This window comes from Ignavibacteriales bacterium (assembly GCA_016709765.1).
GTDB lineage: Bacteria > Bacteroidota > Ignavibacteria > Ignavibacteriales > Ignavibacteriaceae > IGN3.
This window is the reverse complement of record JADJMD010000013.1, coordinates 1,293,270-1,310,446: the sequence shown is the minus strand read 5'-3', so window position 1 is coordinate 1,310,446 and position 17,177 is coordinate 1,293,270. Positions and strand designations below refer to the sequence as shown.

Here is a 17,177-nt window from a genome sequence, read left to right as displayed (position 1 = left end):
AATGTTACTAAAGAATAATGTTTTAATTTTTGTTTCTCTTACCTCTCTATTTTGGGATGTGCATGCAAATGCACAAACCGATTCTTTATCTCAAAGGGCAAGTGAGTGGGAAGTTTTTCCTATAATCAATTATGATTCCGATGCCGGGTTTGGCTATGGCGGGAAAGGATTTCTTTATAATCTTTTAGGCGGTAAAGAGAGTTTTGATTTAACTCTTTATAACAGCACTAAAGGAGAAAGATGGTATAGATTTGTATTTTCATCTCCGGATATACAAAGACGGCAGGGAACAAAATATCCAATCGCTTTTGATTTGACTTTTGATTACGACAAATGGATTAGCTATAAATTCTATTCGGCTTATTACAATTATCAAACGGGGACTCAAACAAATGGAAGCGAAAACTATATCCGCGAACCTATTGAACTGACCGCATTGTTAAGCCGTGGCTTTGCAAAGGATTTTGTAGCAGAATTTGGTGCGAGATTTAAAAGTATTAGTTGTTATAACTTTGATTCAACTGGTTCGCTTCAGTACAGATTTCCAACTGATGTTAAATATGTTTCTTTTATTTTTAATTTCAGATGGGATACAAGAACAAATTTTATCAATCCGCTCAATGGATTTGTTCTTGAAATAGATAATGAATATGCTCCTAATTTATTAAAACAAGGAAACACTTTTTATAAAGTCGGTATTTTATCGCAATTTTATTTAACTCTGTTTAAACCAAATTATGCTTGGGCTAACAGAATTATTCTTCAAACCATTTCAGATGTAAACTATCAACTTCAACTTCCTCTTGGCGGCAACAATACAGTAAGAGGTTTACCGCAGGATAGATATTTATCAAACTCAACGGTTTTAATCAATTCTGAATTTCGTTTTCCAATTTGGCGTCGATTCGGAGGAATTGCCGGTGTTGATATTGGCAACAGCGAGTCCACACCAGACTGGGTTATTAATCCTGTAATTGGTTTGCGTTTTTATATGGATAATTTTATTGTACGTTTTGATGTTGGATTTGGAGAGGAAACGACGGGAATATATTTCAACTTTGGACATATTTTTTAATCAGGAACTAATCCCCGCCTATCTTTTGACAAGTTCATGACAACTTTGGAGCAATGATAAATTAAGTTCGAATAAAAAACGGGAGCGGTTATGAAAAAATATACTGTAAAAATATTAATCACCTGTTTATTATTACAATTTACAGGCTGTTATTCAATGCAGGAATTACAAAAAGATGAGTTTTTTGAAAGAGCAGGAAATGAGAATGTGCAAATAAAAACAAATTCAGGGGAAAAGATCTTATTTCTGATAAATAGCTATATTGTACGAACTGATTCTATAGTCGGAAAAGGAGCCATAATTAGTAATTATGAGGGGGTCCCTGATAAAGAATTTGAAGGAAGTATTGCTGTCGACCAAGTCGAATCATTTCAAATGGAAGATTTTAGTATAATCCATACTATCGGTGGAGTAATGCTACTTGGATACCTTGGAACAGCATTAGTACTTGGTATCCTATCAGGTTTTCATTAGAAGCTACGAAGTAATAACGACAATGAATTATAAATTGAAATTATAAGGTTGAATGCTGGAATCGGGGTTATCAAGCAAGTTTGGAATAATGTTCAATTGTAAATGATGAATATTCAATAAAAGCAATATGGAATAAAAAAATTAGCTTTTAAGTTTTTGGGATTGGTTTATTTAGTGCAGTGTTAAGAAAAAGTTTGCTGCTAAATGCACTCAGCCAAAGACTAACAGATTAGGAACGCACGATAATCCACGAAGTGGTCCCCCAATTTATCACAGCATACTGTGGCAGTCGAGGAAACTCAGTTTAGAATTCACCAGATATTAATTTTGACAATTTCATGACAACTCTTTTTAGAGTTAAGACCAAATTACTATCGTAATTATTTAAGCTTAACAAATAAAAGGAGTTCTAAAATGAAAACCCTACTTTATACTTTTACTGCTTTCCTACTTTTTGCTTCAATAATTTTTTCACAACCAGATACTTTGACGATCCTTCACGTCAACGATTCACATTCAACTCTTGAAGCAATAGGACCAAGAGATGCAAATCTTAAAGGTACTTTAGGTGGAGTCTCCAGAGTTGCCACTTTAGTTGGAATGACTAAAATGATAGAACCAAACGTTCTATTTCTTCACGCTGGTGATATTTCAATTGGGGATGTTTTTTTTAATAAATTCTTTCAGGTACCGGAGCTGCAGATTCTAAGTGCGCTTGGGCTTGATGCAATGACACTTGGTAATCATGAATTTGATCTGGGACCAGAAGTATTGTTAGGTTCATTGCAATATGTTTTCCCTGTTGTAATGGATGCTTTTCCAATCTTAACTGCTAATATTGATTTTTCTGATCCAACAATTTCCGGGTTGCAGGATTATGTTGGTCCTTATACAGTAAAAGAATTCGGAGATTTGAAAGTTGGTATTTTCGGATTAACAACTCCTACAACGGCTGTATTTTCCAATCCTGCACCGGCAGTTGTCAGTGATGATATTGTTACTATTGCTGCAACAATGGTTGGCACTTTACGCAGTGTAGAAAATTGTGATGTTGTAATTTTCCTTTCCCATCTTGGTGTTGATCTTGATCAGTTAATTGTTAGTTACGTCCCAGGAATTGATGTAATAGTTGGCGGACATGATCATTACAAATATGAACAGCCGATAACAATGACTGATCCAATGGGAGGAACAACCTGGATTGTTCAGGCACGCTCAAATTATTTGGATGCAGGTAAGATGAAATTAGTTTATGATGGAGCAAATGTTCAGCTATTAGATTATCAACTAATTCCGATTGACACAAATATTCCCCAGGAACCAACGGTACAGGCTATCGTCGACGGTATGATAACTGATATAGAAACATTCTATGGAACACCTTTCTTCACTCAACCAGTTGGTTATGCAAGTTCATTCTTTGAAGAGGAAGCAAAAAATCTTTTAGCACTTGGTGCACACGATACGCCTATGGGTAATTTGGTTGCAGATGCTTTTCGTTCCTACACATCCACTAATATTGCACTGCAGGCAGGCGGATCAATCGCTCTTCCTTTATGGGAAGATACGTTTACACCAGGTGATCTTTTCAGAGCAAATGGTTATGGTTTTAATCTTGTTAATACATTAGGATTCCAGCTAGCAACTTTTGATTTAACAGGAATGGATATTCTAACAGGACTTGCATTCGGACTTTCTGAAATTGAGTTAAATGATGAATTCTTAATACAAGTTTCCGGTATGGAATATACTTACGATGGAACAAAATCTGCTGAAGAAAGATTGGTATCAGTTAAAATAAACGGAATACCGATTGATCCGGAAGCAACTTATTCTGTAACAACCAATGAAATGGTTTTAGGTATTCTAGATTACATTGGAATCACACCTTCCAATATCACAATACTCGATGGCATTACTGAGTTTCAGGCACTTTATCAATATGTAATGACTCATGATAATTTCATCCAGCCTAAAACACTTGGAAGGATTTTAAATGTTGGCAACCAGTTGGCAAGAAGTACGGTAATTGGCGCAGGATGGATGAACTCAAATGCGGGTTCGTACGCTGCAAATAAATTCTTCTGTGATAAGTTATTTTTTGAATTTCATATGCTGGATCGCGGTTTAATGTTTGACCCTGTTGGTAAAGTAACAATACGATATCCAAAAGGAAATTTAACATTCAAAAGCAATGAGTGTAACTGGCTTTTAATTAATAATGATACTGCAACTCTAACAGGTACCGGTAAAATAAATAATCAAGGTAACTTTGGATTTTTACTAATCGCAAAAAACTCGCCTGATAAATTGAGAATTGTAATCTATGATAAGGATAATGAAGACAATATTGTTTATGATAATCTCAATCCGCAAAGTATTCATGGTGCTATTGTAATGTATAACCGATGTCTACTTTCTAAAGAAGGAGACGAAGAAATATTAACTACTCCTGTTGAATTTGCACTTGAACAGAATTATCCCAATCCATTTAATCCAACAACAACAATTAATTACTCTATTCCTAAAGCAGGAAATGTAGAGTTAAAGGTTTATGATATACTTGGGAATGAGGTTGCAAATTTAGTCAACCAGGAGATGGCTCCGGGTAATTACTCAGCTAACTTTGATGCATCTTCATTTGCAAGTGGAATTTATATTTACACTTTAAGGACAAACAATTTTGTTCAGACAAAGAAAATGTTATTTTTAAAGTAATGACCATTTAACAAACCCGATTTTTTTAGAAATCGGGTTTGTTAAAAATATCTTTATGAAATATGTTTGATCATTTTTCTATAGGAGTTGTAGGGTGTAATTGAAATTTAAGGAGACGTGAGATGAAAAATATAATCTTGTCTGTTTATGCCGTTTGTTTATTCATTTTATCTAACGGCTGTTCAATTAAAGAAGCTTATCTCCTTCGGGCTGATATAGATGGACCTGCATCTCAAATACCAATTCATACCACCAAATCTTTAGATAATGATAAAGCAAGCATTTCCATTCGTGTCTCTGGAACAACTCAGCAGCATATAAATGGTAGTGTTAGCAGAAGAAATAAGAACATTTACACTGATAGTTTATATGCTGGAAAAAATTTAGGCTGGGATGTTTCAAAATTCGATTTTAATGTTGATGCAGATTTTAAGCTTGGAAAAAATTTTGCTCTCTTTGGTGGGTTTGATTTTTCAGAAAGGTTTAAAGATGTTCTTATTGGGGGTAATGTTGGGTTGGGATTTGTCGGTGGCGATTCTCTAAATGCCATTCGATTTGATGCAGGTTTAAAATATCAAACCATGCATATAAGGGGATATTATTATGCTGAAGCCGAGTTTCTGCCATTTAACCTCGATTTTAATTACATCGCTCTTGTTGATAAGGAAGATGGCTACTTTAATCCTTTCTTTTCCCTTACTTATAATTCCACACATAAAGATTGGTTTGTTAATCCTGTCTTTCAAATAGGCTATGTGTCTCAAGACCTTTTTAATATTGAGGTTGGTAGTAAAGCACATCTATTTATAGTAGACGATGAGATTACTTTAAAAAGTACGATAAGTATTCTCTCATTAACTCCGGGGGTTAATATTGCGCTTGGAGAAAATCACAATCTATTAATTGGAGTCAGATACTTTCACATGATGTCAGCTGATGATCTCGAAAATACAAGTATGTTTCTTCCTTTTGCGCAAATAGATTTTCGATTTTAAATAATCTTATTCTTCTTCAACTTTAGAATACAAGATTTTTAATCGCTTTGAATTTCTACCTCAATGAGTAAAGGAATCATAAAACTTAGAACTCAAGTCAATGAAAATAATTCTGGTATTCTCAACCTCAATATTCATCAATTAATGAATAATATTTGCAGCAATCAATTAAAGTAGAGACTGTTGAATTTGATGTGTCTTTACTTAATCTTTGCTTCTGCAGATATTATAAATTTACATATAAATATATTTATCACAGAAGCGCATCCATTCATAAATCCGAAGATCTAGTATGAACACAGATTCCTGGCAATGGTTTACCGGAAAAGTTGATTTGGGTAATCGGTACTTTGAACTAAAGTATGGAAATAATCCTTCACCCGTTGCGAGAATTGGTATTAGTGAAAGCAAAAATTTTATTGTTGAGTTTTTGATAAATGTAAATGATGAGTCTGAAAAACAAAAAGAAATATTTACTGAGGTTATTTGGGAAATCGAATTATATTTAATCAATAATAGCGAGCCGGATCCAATTGAGTGCATGATTAATCATACAAAAAAATGTGCAAATATGTATTCCAGAATTCATTGGAAATATTTTCCCAAAGGCTCAAAGTATGCGATATTTCTAAGCAAGGAAAATACTCTGGCAAGATCGGTCATCTCAATTAAAAATTATTTTACTAAGCTGCTTCAAGAAATTTAAAGGATATTTGTCGATTATATTTTTTCTTCATTATTAATATCTTTAACCTTAAACTCATCTGTAAACTTGTTTGTAATGATCAGAAAGCCAACGCCAGCAACGGCTCCCAATAAAATCATAGTATTTCCAATCGACAATTGATCATATAAAAACTGAACATTAAAGTAGTAACTAAACCTATAGTAAACCATTCTACCTGCATGTGAGATAACATTTCCAATCCCTGATCCAAAGTATGCGAACAATAAAATTTTTGCAACTTTATATACAACTATAAACTGGGAATATGTTTGCGCAACTTCTTTTATCAAGCCATAAACAGAAAATATTCCAATCGCCATCCAAAAAAATTCGCTTTTATTTATAAAATCGGGAATGACAAATATCGTAAACAAAATTATAAAAGCCCTTGTAACAATTATAATGTATAACTGCGGATAATCTAAAAAACTAAGTTTATCAACCAGAGTTGCATTTAGACTTTGCATAATCCCAACCCTGTTTACGATCTCAGCCTTAGCAAAACCGCAACTTGGGCAATCTTTTAAATCGTGCGCGGATTTTTCTCCGCAATTAGGACAGACTGTTGTGTACATTATTCTATAAATCCCGATTGTTACAAATATTTCTCAATATCCAATTACTCTTTTTTTTCAGGATATAGTACAACTTGAGCTACATCTTTATTCAAATATTGCCTTGCTGCTTGTTTAATATCTTCAGAAGTGATTTCATCAACCCAATTGTTATAATTAAGTAATTCCACCGGATTTTCGTTGTATTGAATATAGTTAGAAATTATTCCCTTCCAGAAACTATTTTTTTTCAGACTTAATTCTCTTTGTCTTTTTTGAATTTCCTTAATTTTGATCATAACCGCATCATCTGGTCCAAAAGTTTTTATAGAATCTAGTACTTGATATACTGTTGCAACAAGTTCATCAACTCTTTCTGGAGAACAGCCAAAATTAATATTTATACTATAATGACTTTCAGGAATTCTATAAATACGATGATAAATCCCTATTCCATAAGTTCCACCTTTATCTTCTCTAACTGCTTCTCTTAATTTTATATTAAGAACATCCATTAGTGATTCCAGCGTGTGTTCATTCTTCCTGCTCCACTTTACATCACCAACGTATGCTATTGCCACAGAACTTTTTTGTTCAATTCCTTTGTGTACTTCCTTCTTTATTTCACCTTTAATATTTGTGTACTTTAAATCAATTTGCTTTTCAGTCCTATTCAAGGAAGGCAGACCGCCCAGGTAAGTTTCAACAAGCGGTTTAAAGGACGCTAAATCTATATTCCCTACAAAGACAAAAGTAAAATCACCTGCATCTGCAAACCGGTTTTTATAAATTGAAAAAGATTTTTGCAAATCAATTTCATCAAGCATTTTAACTTTAAGAGGGCGATTTCTAAAATGATAATTTGTGAGAGTAACTTCTAAGGTATCTCTGAAAGCAACAGCGGGCTCATTACTCATATTTGTTAATTGTGCCATTATCTTTGACTTATATGAAAGAAAAGCTGTTGAATCAATTTTAGGTTCTACAAAATATCCATAAATAAGCTGGAAAAAAGTCTCAATATCTTTTGGGCTTGTGGCACCATTTAAGCCCTCATCATAAAATCCAACATATGGATAAACAGAAACGATTTTACCTTTAAGATATTTATCCATCTCCGATTTAGAAAAATTTCCCAACCCAGATTCACTAACAATTGAGGCAGAATAATTAGCTGACATAAAATCTGCATCTTCAACTAAAGATGACCCACCTGGGCTAAACGCTGTGAAGAGAATCTCATCATTTTTAAAGTCTGTAGGTTTAATAACAACTTTTACACCATTGGCTAGCCTCCACTGCGTAACTCCTAATTTTTCAATTAGTTTCGTTTCTACAATTGGAGAAAATTTTGGTAAGCTTTCAATCAATGGTTGCGTTTTAACTGCATCAACATAAGATTCGATTTTCTTTTTAGATACATTATCTATTATTTGATTTAACTCTGCTTCGGTTGGAATAATAGTTCCTTCTTTTTCAGGTAAAGTAACCATTACAACTCTATTCTCTTCTTTTATAAGATCTGATGCAACTTTATTAACATCCTCTAAAGATATTTGAGGAATCAGTTTTTTATTAAGGTCGTAAACATTTTCAATCCCAAGTACTGGGTTATCATATATAAAATTCTGTACAAAATCCTGCATTATAGCTCTTGATTCAGTTTTGTCTTTTTCATCCAATCTTTTCTCAAGCATTCTCAATCTATTTGCTTTGGTTCTTTCAAATTCTGTAGCTGTAAAACCATGCTGCCTTACTCTTTCAGTCTCAGTTAATAAAGCTTCAAATCCCCTCAGAATACCGCCTTCATTTACCATTGCAGCAAGTGCGCTTATATCAACTCCTTTAACAAACCTGTTTTCACCGGAATTACTAAAATTGAATGGAGGATCAGCCAAGTTTGTTAGTTCGGATAATCTGTCATTTAACATCATATAAAATAATTGGTTTGTGATTGCATTTCTATATTCTTCAATAGTTTTAATTTGTTGTGCTTTGTGTTTAAAATAAATGTTGATTATTGAATAAATAGCTTCTTTATCTGAAGCTATTGCAAAGTAAGTTTTATTGTGTTGGGGAACAGGAAAGATTTCTCTTTCTCTAATTTTTTCTAGGTAAGTTATATTTTCAAAATGCGATTTAATGTATCCTTCAATTTCTTTAACATCAAAATCACCAACAGCAGCAATTGCCATTAGATCAGGTCGATACCAGTCTTTATAAAAGTCAATTAATGTTTGGTGATTAAAAGATTCAATAATTTCTTTTTTACCAATAGGCAGTCTTTCGGCATATCTAGAATCCTTGAATAAAATTGGTAGTTGTTTATCTAGCATGCGCATTTGTGCGCCACGCCCTAATCTCCACTCTTCAACTATTACCCCACGTTCTTTATCAATTTCAGTAGGATCAAAACTTAAATTGTGGGCCCAGTCTTCTAAAACCAAAAACCCTTTCGATAATATTTCACTGCTATCAGTTGGAACAGTTAACATATAAACAGTTTGATCAAAACTAGTGTAAGCATTCAATTCCGGACCAAACTTAATCCCAATTGATTCAAGATAGTTTACTAATTCATTCTTCTTGAAATTTTTTGTTCCATTAAAAGCCATATGTTCAACAAAATGTGCTAACCCTAATTGATTGTCATTTTCCAGAACAGATCCAGCGTTAACTAAAAGATATAGCTCAGCACGTTTCTCAGGTTTTTTGTTTTGCTTGATATAATACTTCATACCATTTTCAAGCTTTCCAATAATTACATTTTTATCCTGCGGTAAGTTTTGATTTTGTCCGTAGTTAAAGGAAATGTTGATTAAAAAGATACAACTGAAAAATGCTAATAGCCTTTTCATTCTGCCCTCCCAAAATGTGATAAATATTTATTAATGTTGTTTTACAAGGTGCCTTTTAATTTTTTGTGTTGTGGTTTTTTCAAATTCACTATCTCTCAGATAAAATTTTCTTATCTGCTTAACTACTGGCAATTTCTTATTGGTTTCTTTTACTGCTTCTGATATTATTTCATTTACCAATTCCGGAGTGATTTTAACTTTATTTTTTTCTGAGTATTCGATAAACGCCTCAGCATCGGTTACAATTTGCACTGCAATAATTTCCGTATGCTTTTCATCTTCTTCGCCGTAAACCATACACTCCTGAACAAATGGATTTCTGTTTAAAATATCTTCGATCTCTTCAGGAAAAACATTTTCTCCACTTTTAGAAATAATTACATTTTTCTGTCTTCCGTTTATGTGCAAGAATCCATCTGAATCAAAGTAACCAATATCTCCGGTCTTAAACCAGCCGTCATCAAAAGCTTCATCGGTAAGTTTTGGATTTTTGTAATAGCCAAGCATTACACTTTCACCCTTTATGTAGATTTCTCCAATCCCATTTTCATTTGGATCATTAATTTTAATTTCTAAACCTGGCAATGGCAGGCCCGCAGCGTTATCCTTAAAACTGTATAATCGATTTAGTGCAACGATTGGTGATGTTTCAGTTAATCCGTACCCTTGAACAAAATTGAAACCTAGTTCGCGCAAACCTTTTGCTACTTTTGGATCAGGTGCAGCACCGCCCGCAATAAATAGCCTAATATGTCCACCAAACTTACGATGTAATTCTTTAAATATTAATTTCTTTGAGTTTTTCCATCCAACAGTCTGAAAAATATTTGTAAGAGAAATCAGCGGTGGAACAATTTTAGATTTTAATTTGTCTTCCTGAATCCCTTTATAGATTTTCTTAAACATTTTATCATAGAGAAGAGGAACTCCAAGCAGCATTGTTGCTTTGACTTTTTGGAGATCATCAACAACCGTTTTTAATGATCGAGCATAATGAGCTGACCCGCCAGCATATAAAGGACAAAGCAACCCGCAAGTACATTCATATTTATGATGAATTGGAAGTACGGAAAGAAATCTGTCATCGGGTGTAATTTTTATCATACTTGTCATCGCCATCAGATTTGATGCAATATTCTTTTGAGTAAGCATAACTCCTTTTGCTCTTCCAAGTGAACCGGATGTAAAAATAATTTCTGCCATTACGTCGGGATTTATGGATGGTAGTCGATCAATTGATGCAGAATGTTTTTCAATCATTTTGGTCATTGAAAGAATTCCATCAATATGTTCTTTTGAATCCATATTGATATAATACTTGAGATTTAAAAGCGAATCTCTTTTCTCTTTTATCAACGGTTCAAAATTATCAGAAAAAACTATTGCTATAGCCTCTGATTCATGTATGATATTTAGTACTTCATTCTGATTTAAATTCTTATCAATGGGGACAATAACCAAATTAAAACACATTGTTGTAAAATATGTAAGAGACCATTGTACACGGTTATCGCTTATTACGGCTACGTGATCTCTTTCTTTAATTCCAATATCAAGCAATGATTTGCCAAATCGAATTACGTAGCCGTAAAGTTGCTTATATGTAACGTTGGAAATAGGATTGTTTGTAAGATCCTCAAGAGCCAGTTTATCTCCATAAACTTTTGCAGACCTTAAAAGCATATCTTGAATTGAAGTTATAGTTGGAACAACATAACGAGGATATTCTTTAACCATTGTATTCTCTCTTTTATAAAGTTTTCTGGATCGAGACAGCACCGCGAAGGTCATCCAACTGGTAACCCGTAGCTTTATCATTGGGATATTTTTTGTGTAGAACTCCTTTAACCTCTGTACCTATTTGATCATCAGCACCGTGGCAACTTAAACAAGGTGCCTGTACTAATATTGGTTTTAAATATATAACGTCTGTTACTCCATCATTTTCAATTGTACTAAAGTATTCAGTTGATTCTTTCAGTTCACCTTTTAATTTAAGCTCCTCAAATATTTTCAAAGCTTCAGCTTCAATTTTATTTGGTACATTGTTTATGTTTCTGTTCTTAAAAGATACACGTTTAATATAAATTCCTTTATTTACACCGTATTTATTAGTTAAGATTTGTGCTGTATCCGAGCAAACAGAAACTGCAGCGACTGCTCCGTTAGTTTGCATCTCTTTAACAAGAATTTCTTTTAGAGATCCCATAAACTCTTTTGCGTCTTGTCTTAAACCTGATTTTATATTTTCGGTAAGTTGTGACTTGGGCTTTTCTGCACAACTTATGCAAAAAATGAAAAGTAAAACTGATAGTGAAATGATCTTTTTCATAATACTCTCCTGTAAATAAAAATATCAATTCCCAATATTAATTTAACAATAAATATCTAACGTTAGCTAAATAATATTTAAGTTTGAGCACAATATTTAATTGAATGATTTGAACACAAAACATCCACTTACACAAAAATCAATCTTTGCATTCTGGATTCCATTAGCCGCAACATGGTTAATGATGTCTCTTGAAGGGCCTTATCTTTCAGCATTAATTGCAAGGTTATCCGAACCAAAATTCAATCTTGCCGCATACGGAATTGCTTTTTCACTCGCACTAATTATTGAAGCACCTGTAATTATGATGATGAGTGCATCAACAGCACTTGTAAAAGATTATCAATCATTTAAGCAATTAAGGAAATTTAATTACATATTAAGCCTATCGCTTACTGCAGCAATGATTGTTTTTATTTTACCCCCAATTTTTTATTTCATTACTGAAGGTTTAATTGGTCTGCCGCGTAATGTTTCATATCTAACACATCTTGCCGTTATGATTTTAGTTCCTTGGCCTGGTGCGATTGGATACAGAAGATTTTATCAGGGAATTTTAATTCGTAACAATTTAACACGATTAGTTGCCTACGGAACAGTTATTAGATTAGTTTCAATGTCAATAACTGCATTCATCTTATACAAATTTACAGATGTTCCGGGAGTTGTAGTTGGCGCAAGTGCTTTATCTACAGCAGTAATTTGCGAAGCTATTGCGAGTAAACTTATGGTTAGAAAATTTCTCATAATTTTAAAATCACAAGAGAATGAGTCACAAAGCAAACTAACAATAAAAGAAATTATAAAATTTTATTATCCGCTCGCACTTACATCCTTACTTACACTTGGTATACAACCATTTGTTACTTTTTTTATTGGGCAAAGCAGAATGCCCTTAGAATCATTTGCAGTAATGCCTGTTGTAACTTCATTTGTTTTTGTTTTTAGAGGATTGGGCTTATCATTTCAAGAAGTTGTTGTTGCTTTAATCGGAGATGATATGAGCGGATTTAATCAGTTGAAAAAGTTTGCAGTTAAACTTGCTATGTTTGTCGCCGGCGCTTTGATATTAATAGCATTTACTCCGCTTGCTGAAATCTGGTTTAGAGATATTTCTGGTTTGTCAAATTCATTAACTGATTTTGCAAGACTTCCGCTGATGATAATGTCCTTCTTTCCTGCGTTTACAGTTCTAATAAGTTTTCAGAGAGCGGTTTTGGTAAAAGCAAATGAAACAAAGCAAATTACTTATGGAACCGCGATTGAATTTATAGGAATTATTATTGTGGTTGCTGTTTGTATAAAATTCTTTTCATTGGTTGGTGCAGTTGCAGCAACAATAGCTTTTGTTATTGGAAGAATGGCGGCCGTCACCTACTTAACACCTCCATCTATTCGTGCATTGAAAAGAAAAGATTAATTACCCATTATAGTTGCAAAGATTTGAATAATTGAAATGGAGAACAAAATGATTAAAATTATTTTGCTTGCTGTTATTTTTATTGCAGGGTTTTTAGTTTGGAATATTTCTTTTAGTACTAAAAAAACTGTTAATAACTCCCAGAATATTTTTGTATCAGATTCAATAAAAAAACAAGGAACGCAAATGAGTGGAAAAATCATCAAAACAGATGAAGAATGGAAAAAAGAACTTACACCTGAAGAATATAGAATTCTTCGTGAAAAAGGCACTGAAAGAGCTTTCACCGGGAAATATTGGGACAATCACGAAATAGGGACTTACATTTGTGCCGCTTGCCTCACTGAGCTTTTTGAATCAAATGCAAAGTTTGAATCCGGTTGTGGCTGGCCAAGTTATTTTGAAGCAATTGATGATAATAGAATTATTTACAAAGATGATAAAAGTTTTGGTATGATAAGAACAGAAGTTCTGTGCGCAAAATGCGGCGGACATCTTGGGCACATTTTTGATGATGGACCACCTCCCACCGGGAAGCGATATTGTATTAACTCCGGTGCAATGAAATTTATCAAAAAAGAAAAGTAACCTTCATCGATTTTTTTCATATCTTACAAATAAAATATCCAAAAAATATCGAGGTAATTTGTGAGTAATCAAGAGATAAGTGGCGAAAATACAACCACACAAAAGCTCGGCTGGAAATTTCCAAAAGATTTTTGGCTTGCAAACTTAATGGAGCTATGTGAGCGCGCAGCTTACTATGGATTTTTTATTCTTTTAACAGTTTACCTAACTGATTTAGTTGGATTTGATGACGTTTGGGGTAATACTATTGCCGGACTATTTGCCGGATTTCTTTACTTTCTTCCTCCATTCTCTGGAGCCATTAGTGATAGAATTGGTTTTAAAAACGGTTTAATTCTTGCTTTTGGATTATTATCAATTGGATATTTTTTTCTTGGAGTAACACATTCTAAAATAGCAGTAATTTTTTTTCTGATCGTTTTAATGATCGGCGCTTCTTTCATTAAACCATTAATTACCGGAACAGTCGCAAAAACTTCTGATGAATTAAATCGTGCAAGAGCCTTCTCGATATTTTACTGGATGGTTAACATAGGTGCATTCAGCGGGAAAACTGTTGTTCCATGGATAAGAAAAGGAGTGGGTTTAGAGTACATTAATTTCTTTTCTGCGGGAGTATCATTTTTAGCATTAATAATTGCAATTTTTCTTTTTAGAAATCTTGAACTTAAAACCGAACGAAAATCTTTTAAAGATATTTTTAATGGCTTAATTAAAATCTTAACTAATACAAGATTAATTACTTTAACTCTTATTATTTCCGGATTTTGGTTAATTCAGGCTCAGTTATATCAAACAATGCCAAAGTTTGTTCTCAGAATTGTTGGCCAAGAAGCAAATCCCGAATGGATCGCAAATGTTAATCCATTTATTGTTGTGGTATTCGTTCTAATTGTTACTCAAATGATGAAGAAACGTACGGCGGTTAATTCAATGTTAGTAGGATTATTCCTAATGCCTCTTTCAGCATTCTCAATGTCTCTTGGTCCGTGGCTGCAAAGCATTGTTGGTAATGAAACACCGATCTTTGGAATACTGTTTCATCCGTTTACGATAATGATGATAGTTGGAATTAGTTTACAAGGATTAGCAGAATGTTTTATCTCACCAAGATTTTTAGAATATTTTTCTTTACAAGCACCAAAAGGTGAAGAAGGAGTTTACCTGGGTTTCAGTCATTTGCATTCATTTGTTTCTTACATTGCGGGTGGTGTTATGTCCGGTTTCTTGTTAGAAAAATATTGTCCTGATCCAAAAACTTTACCTGTAGGTATTACAGATGTTGAGAGATTAGCTTACTATAGTAATGCACACACAATCTGGTATTACTTTGCAACAATCGGTATAGTATCAGCTTTTGCTTTGATTGTTTACAAGTGGTACTATAATAAAAAGGATAGGCAGTTGGCGAGATAGTAAAAGTCATTGCGAACGAAGTGAAGCCATCCGTTAGATCACTTCGCTTCGCTCGTGATGACACTTTTAGCTAGTTCTTTTCTTCCTTCAACTCAGCAGCTCTACCACCAAGGTGTTTGAAAAAGAATTGTTCCATTGCACCATAAAAATCAAATCTGTTTTCTTCGTTCCTAAATCCATGTCCTTCATTATCTTTTACCATATAAGGAACTTCAATTCCGTTTTTCTTTAAAGCCTCAACCATCTGGTCCGATTCATCTTTATTTACTCTTGGATCATTTGCACCCTGCGCAATTAATAAAGGGGCAACTATTTGATCCACATGGAATACGGGAGAAGCATCTCTTAACAACAAAGAATCTTTTTGTGGATGACCAACCATTTCGTACAACATTTCTTTAAATGGTGCCCAGTATGGCGGAATTGAATTCTGGAATGTAAAAAGATTTGATACTCCTACATAATCAACACCACAAGCGTAAAGTTCTGGTGAGAAAGCTAAACCTGCTAACGTTGCATAACCTCCATAAGATCCGCCGTAAATACCGACACGCTTTGGATCAGCAATTCCCTCTGCAATCAGCCATTTAACACCATCAGAAATATCATCTTGCATAGTTTTTCCCCATTGCTTAAAACTCTTCTCCCAAAATTCTCTTCCATATCCGGTTGAGCCACGGAAGTTCATTTGAAGAACTGCGTAACCTCTGTTTGCAAGAAATTGAACTTCAGGATTAAATCCCCAAGCATCTCTTGCCCAAGGGCCACCATGCGGATTAACAACGACAGGAAGATTTATTGGATCAACACCTTTTGGAAGGGTTAAATAACCGTGTATTGTTAAACCATCTCTAGTTTTGTAAGTGATTGGTTTTTGATCAGCAAGATCATTTTCATTTAACCATGGGCTAACATCAGTAAGTTTTTTTAATTGTTTTAATTTAACATCATAAAAATAATATGCGCCAAGTGATTTATCGCTGTAAGTTCTAACTAAAAGTTTATCTTCGTTTCTATTTATACCGGTAATTGCAAGTTCTTTTCCAGGTAGTTTAGAAGTTAAATCATTATAAATTTCTTTTGTTTCACTATCAAAGAAATGAAATTCCTGTTTCCAGCCAATGTAATTTGCAAACTCAATTACTTTTCTTTTTCTTGAATAGCTTAATCCATTTACGTCATAATCAGGGTTTGAATAAAGAACCTTTGTTTCATTTTTGCTTGCAATATTATATTCTACTATTGCAGATTTGTCTCTCCCGATGTTTGAAGACACGAATAAGTTTTTATTATCAAAAGTAAAAAACAATGGTGCAAAAGTTTCTTTAAATGTTGTAGTTAGCAAAGGTTTAAACTCCTGCTCTTCATTATCTCGATAAAGAATCGTTGAATTAACTCCATCCGTTGTGATTGCAACTCTTAGTTTGCCATCATGATCTGTTTGCCAGCCTGTAATATTGCCGGGATTTTGTCCCACGACTATCATCTCGCCAGTGTTTACATTAATTCTGTAAACATCAAACACTTGTGGATTTTCTTTATTCATTTGAATTAGCATTTCATTTGGATTATCGACAAGATCGTCCACAATTCCAGCTCTAACCTTATCAAACGGAGTAAGATCTTTTTGATTTTTTCCATCCCGATCAACACCAAACAATCTAAAATTTTCATCACCCTTAGAGTCCTGAATATAAATTATTCGATTGTTCCCTTTCCAAAAATAACCGGCAATATCTCGTTCAGTTGCAAAAGTAATTTGTGTTGTTTTATCCTCACCAATCTTTTGAACAAAGACATTCATTCGCGAATTAACCGGCTGCATGAAAGAAAGATAATCTCCATCAGGTGAAATTTGATAACTTCTCTTTTCAACATTGCGAAAGAAATCTTTCATGGGTATTAGGGGTACTTCGTCTTGTTGGGCGAAGATGGGAACAGCAAAAAGCATAAGCAATCCTATAATAGTTAGTTTTTTCATTTTCTCTCCAAGCTTATTAGTTTAAAATATTAATTATAT

General features: G+C 33.6%; 13 protein-coding genes. 8 read left to right on the top strand and 5 right to left on the bottom strand.

Features of this window, described 5'->3' with window-relative positions; all coding sequences use genetic code 11:
- Nucleotide 1: 1 nt before the first annotated feature.
- The 5 genes from IPJ23_15380 to IPJ23_15360 all read left to right on the top strand — a co-directional run bounded on the left by IPJ23_15380 (nt 2) and on the right by IPJ23_15360 (nt 5,968).
- The gene (locus tag IPJ23_15380) at nt 2–1,075 is read left to right on the top strand and encodes a BamA/TamA family outer membrane protein (GenBank protein MBK7632058.1); all 1,074 of its coding nucleotides are present in this window, start codon (nt 2–4) and stop codon (nt 1,073–1,075) included.
- A 90-nt stretch (nt 1,076–1,165) separates the two neighbouring features.
- Complete coding sequence (locus IPJ23_15375) at nt 1,166–1,549, top strand: hypothetical protein (GenBank protein MBK7632057.1); 384 nt, start codon at nt 1,166–1,168, stop codon at nt 1,547–1,549.
- A 414-nt stretch (nt 1,550–1,963) separates the two neighbouring features.
- Nucleotides 1,964–4,267, top strand: coding sequence for a 5'-nucleotidase C-terminal domain-containing protein (locus tag IPJ23_15370; protein MBK7632056.1), 2,304 nt, complete (start codon nt 1,964–1,966; stop codon nt 4,265–4,267).
- 122 nt (nt 4,268–4,389) lie between these two features.
- A complete protein-coding gene (locus IPJ23_15365; protein MBK7632055.1) occupies nt 4,390–5,262 on the top strand; it encodes a hypothetical protein in 873 nt (290 codons plus the stop codon).
- A gap of 292 nt (nt 5,263–5,554) precedes the next feature.
- Nucleotides 5,555–5,968, top strand: coding sequence for a hypothetical protein (locus IPJ23_15360; GenBank protein ID MBK7632054.1), 414 nt, complete (start codon nt 5,555–5,557; stop codon nt 5,966–5,968).
- A gap of 14 nt (nt 5,969–5,982) precedes the next feature.
- Here IPJ23_15360 and IPJ23_15355 read toward each other — a convergent pair whose 3' ends face one another.
- From IPJ23_15355 to IPJ23_15340, 4 genes are read right to left on the bottom strand one after another with little or no spacing between them, the layout of a single operon-like run.
- Entirely contained in the window at nt 5,983–6,564 is a 582-nt protein-coding gene (locus IPJ23_15355) for a hypothetical protein (protein ID MBK7632053.1), read from the bottom strand.
- A gap of 44 nt (nt 6,565–6,608) precedes the next feature.
- Nucleotides 6,609–9,401, bottom strand: coding sequence for an insulinase family protein (locus IPJ23_15350; protein ID MBK7632052.1), 2,793 nt, complete (start codon nt 9,399–9,401; stop codon nt 6,609–6,611).
- Between the two features lie 30 nt (nt 9,402–9,431).
- Complete coding sequence (locus IPJ23_15345; protein ID MBK7632051.1) at nt 9,432–11,138, bottom strand: AMP-binding protein; 1,707 nt, start codon at nt 11,136–11,138, stop codon at nt 9,432–9,434.
- Between the two features lie 13 nt (nt 11,139–11,151).
- The gene (locus tag IPJ23_15340; GenBank protein ID MBK7632050.1) at nt 11,152–11,733 is read right to left on the bottom strand and encodes a DUF3365 domain-containing protein; all 582 of its coding nucleotides are present in this window, start codon (nt 11,731–11,733) and stop codon (nt 11,152–11,154) included.
- 109 nt (nt 11,734–11,842) lie between these two features.
- On the opposite strand from IPJ23_15340, the gene IPJ23_15335 reads away from it, so the two are divergent.
- From IPJ23_15335 to IPJ23_15325, 3 genes are all read left to right on the top strand, one after another.
- Complete coding sequence (locus IPJ23_15335) at nt 11,843–13,153, top strand: hypothetical protein (protein ID MBK7632049.1); 1,311 nt, start codon at nt 11,843–11,845, stop codon at nt 13,151–13,153.
- Nucleotides 13,154–13,339: 186 nt separating this feature from the next.
- Nucleotides 13,340–13,741, top strand: a complete 402-nt coding sequence (gene msrB / locus IPJ23_15330; protein ID MBK7632048.1) for a peptide-methionine (R)-S-oxide reductase MsrB — start codon at nt 13,340–13,342, stop codon at nt 13,739–13,741.
- Nucleotides 13,742–13,888: 147 nt separating this feature from the next.
- On the top strand, nt 13,889–15,157 hold the full coding sequence (locus IPJ23_15325; GenBank protein ID MBK7632047.1) for an MFS transporter: 1,269 nt from the start codon (nt 13,889–13,891) through the stop codon (nt 15,155–15,157).
- 70 nt (nt 15,158–15,227) lie between these two features.
- On the opposite strand, the gene IPJ23_15320 is transcribed toward IPJ23_15325, so the two are convergent.
- Nucleotides 15,228–17,138 carry a S9 family peptidase gene (locus IPJ23_15320; GenBank protein ID MBK7632046.1) on the bottom strand — a complete coding sequence of 637 codons (1,911 nt, stop codon included), beginning with the start codon at nt 17,136–17,138 and terminating at the stop codon, nt 15,228–15,230.
- Nucleotides 17,139–17,177: the final 39 nt, after the last annotated feature.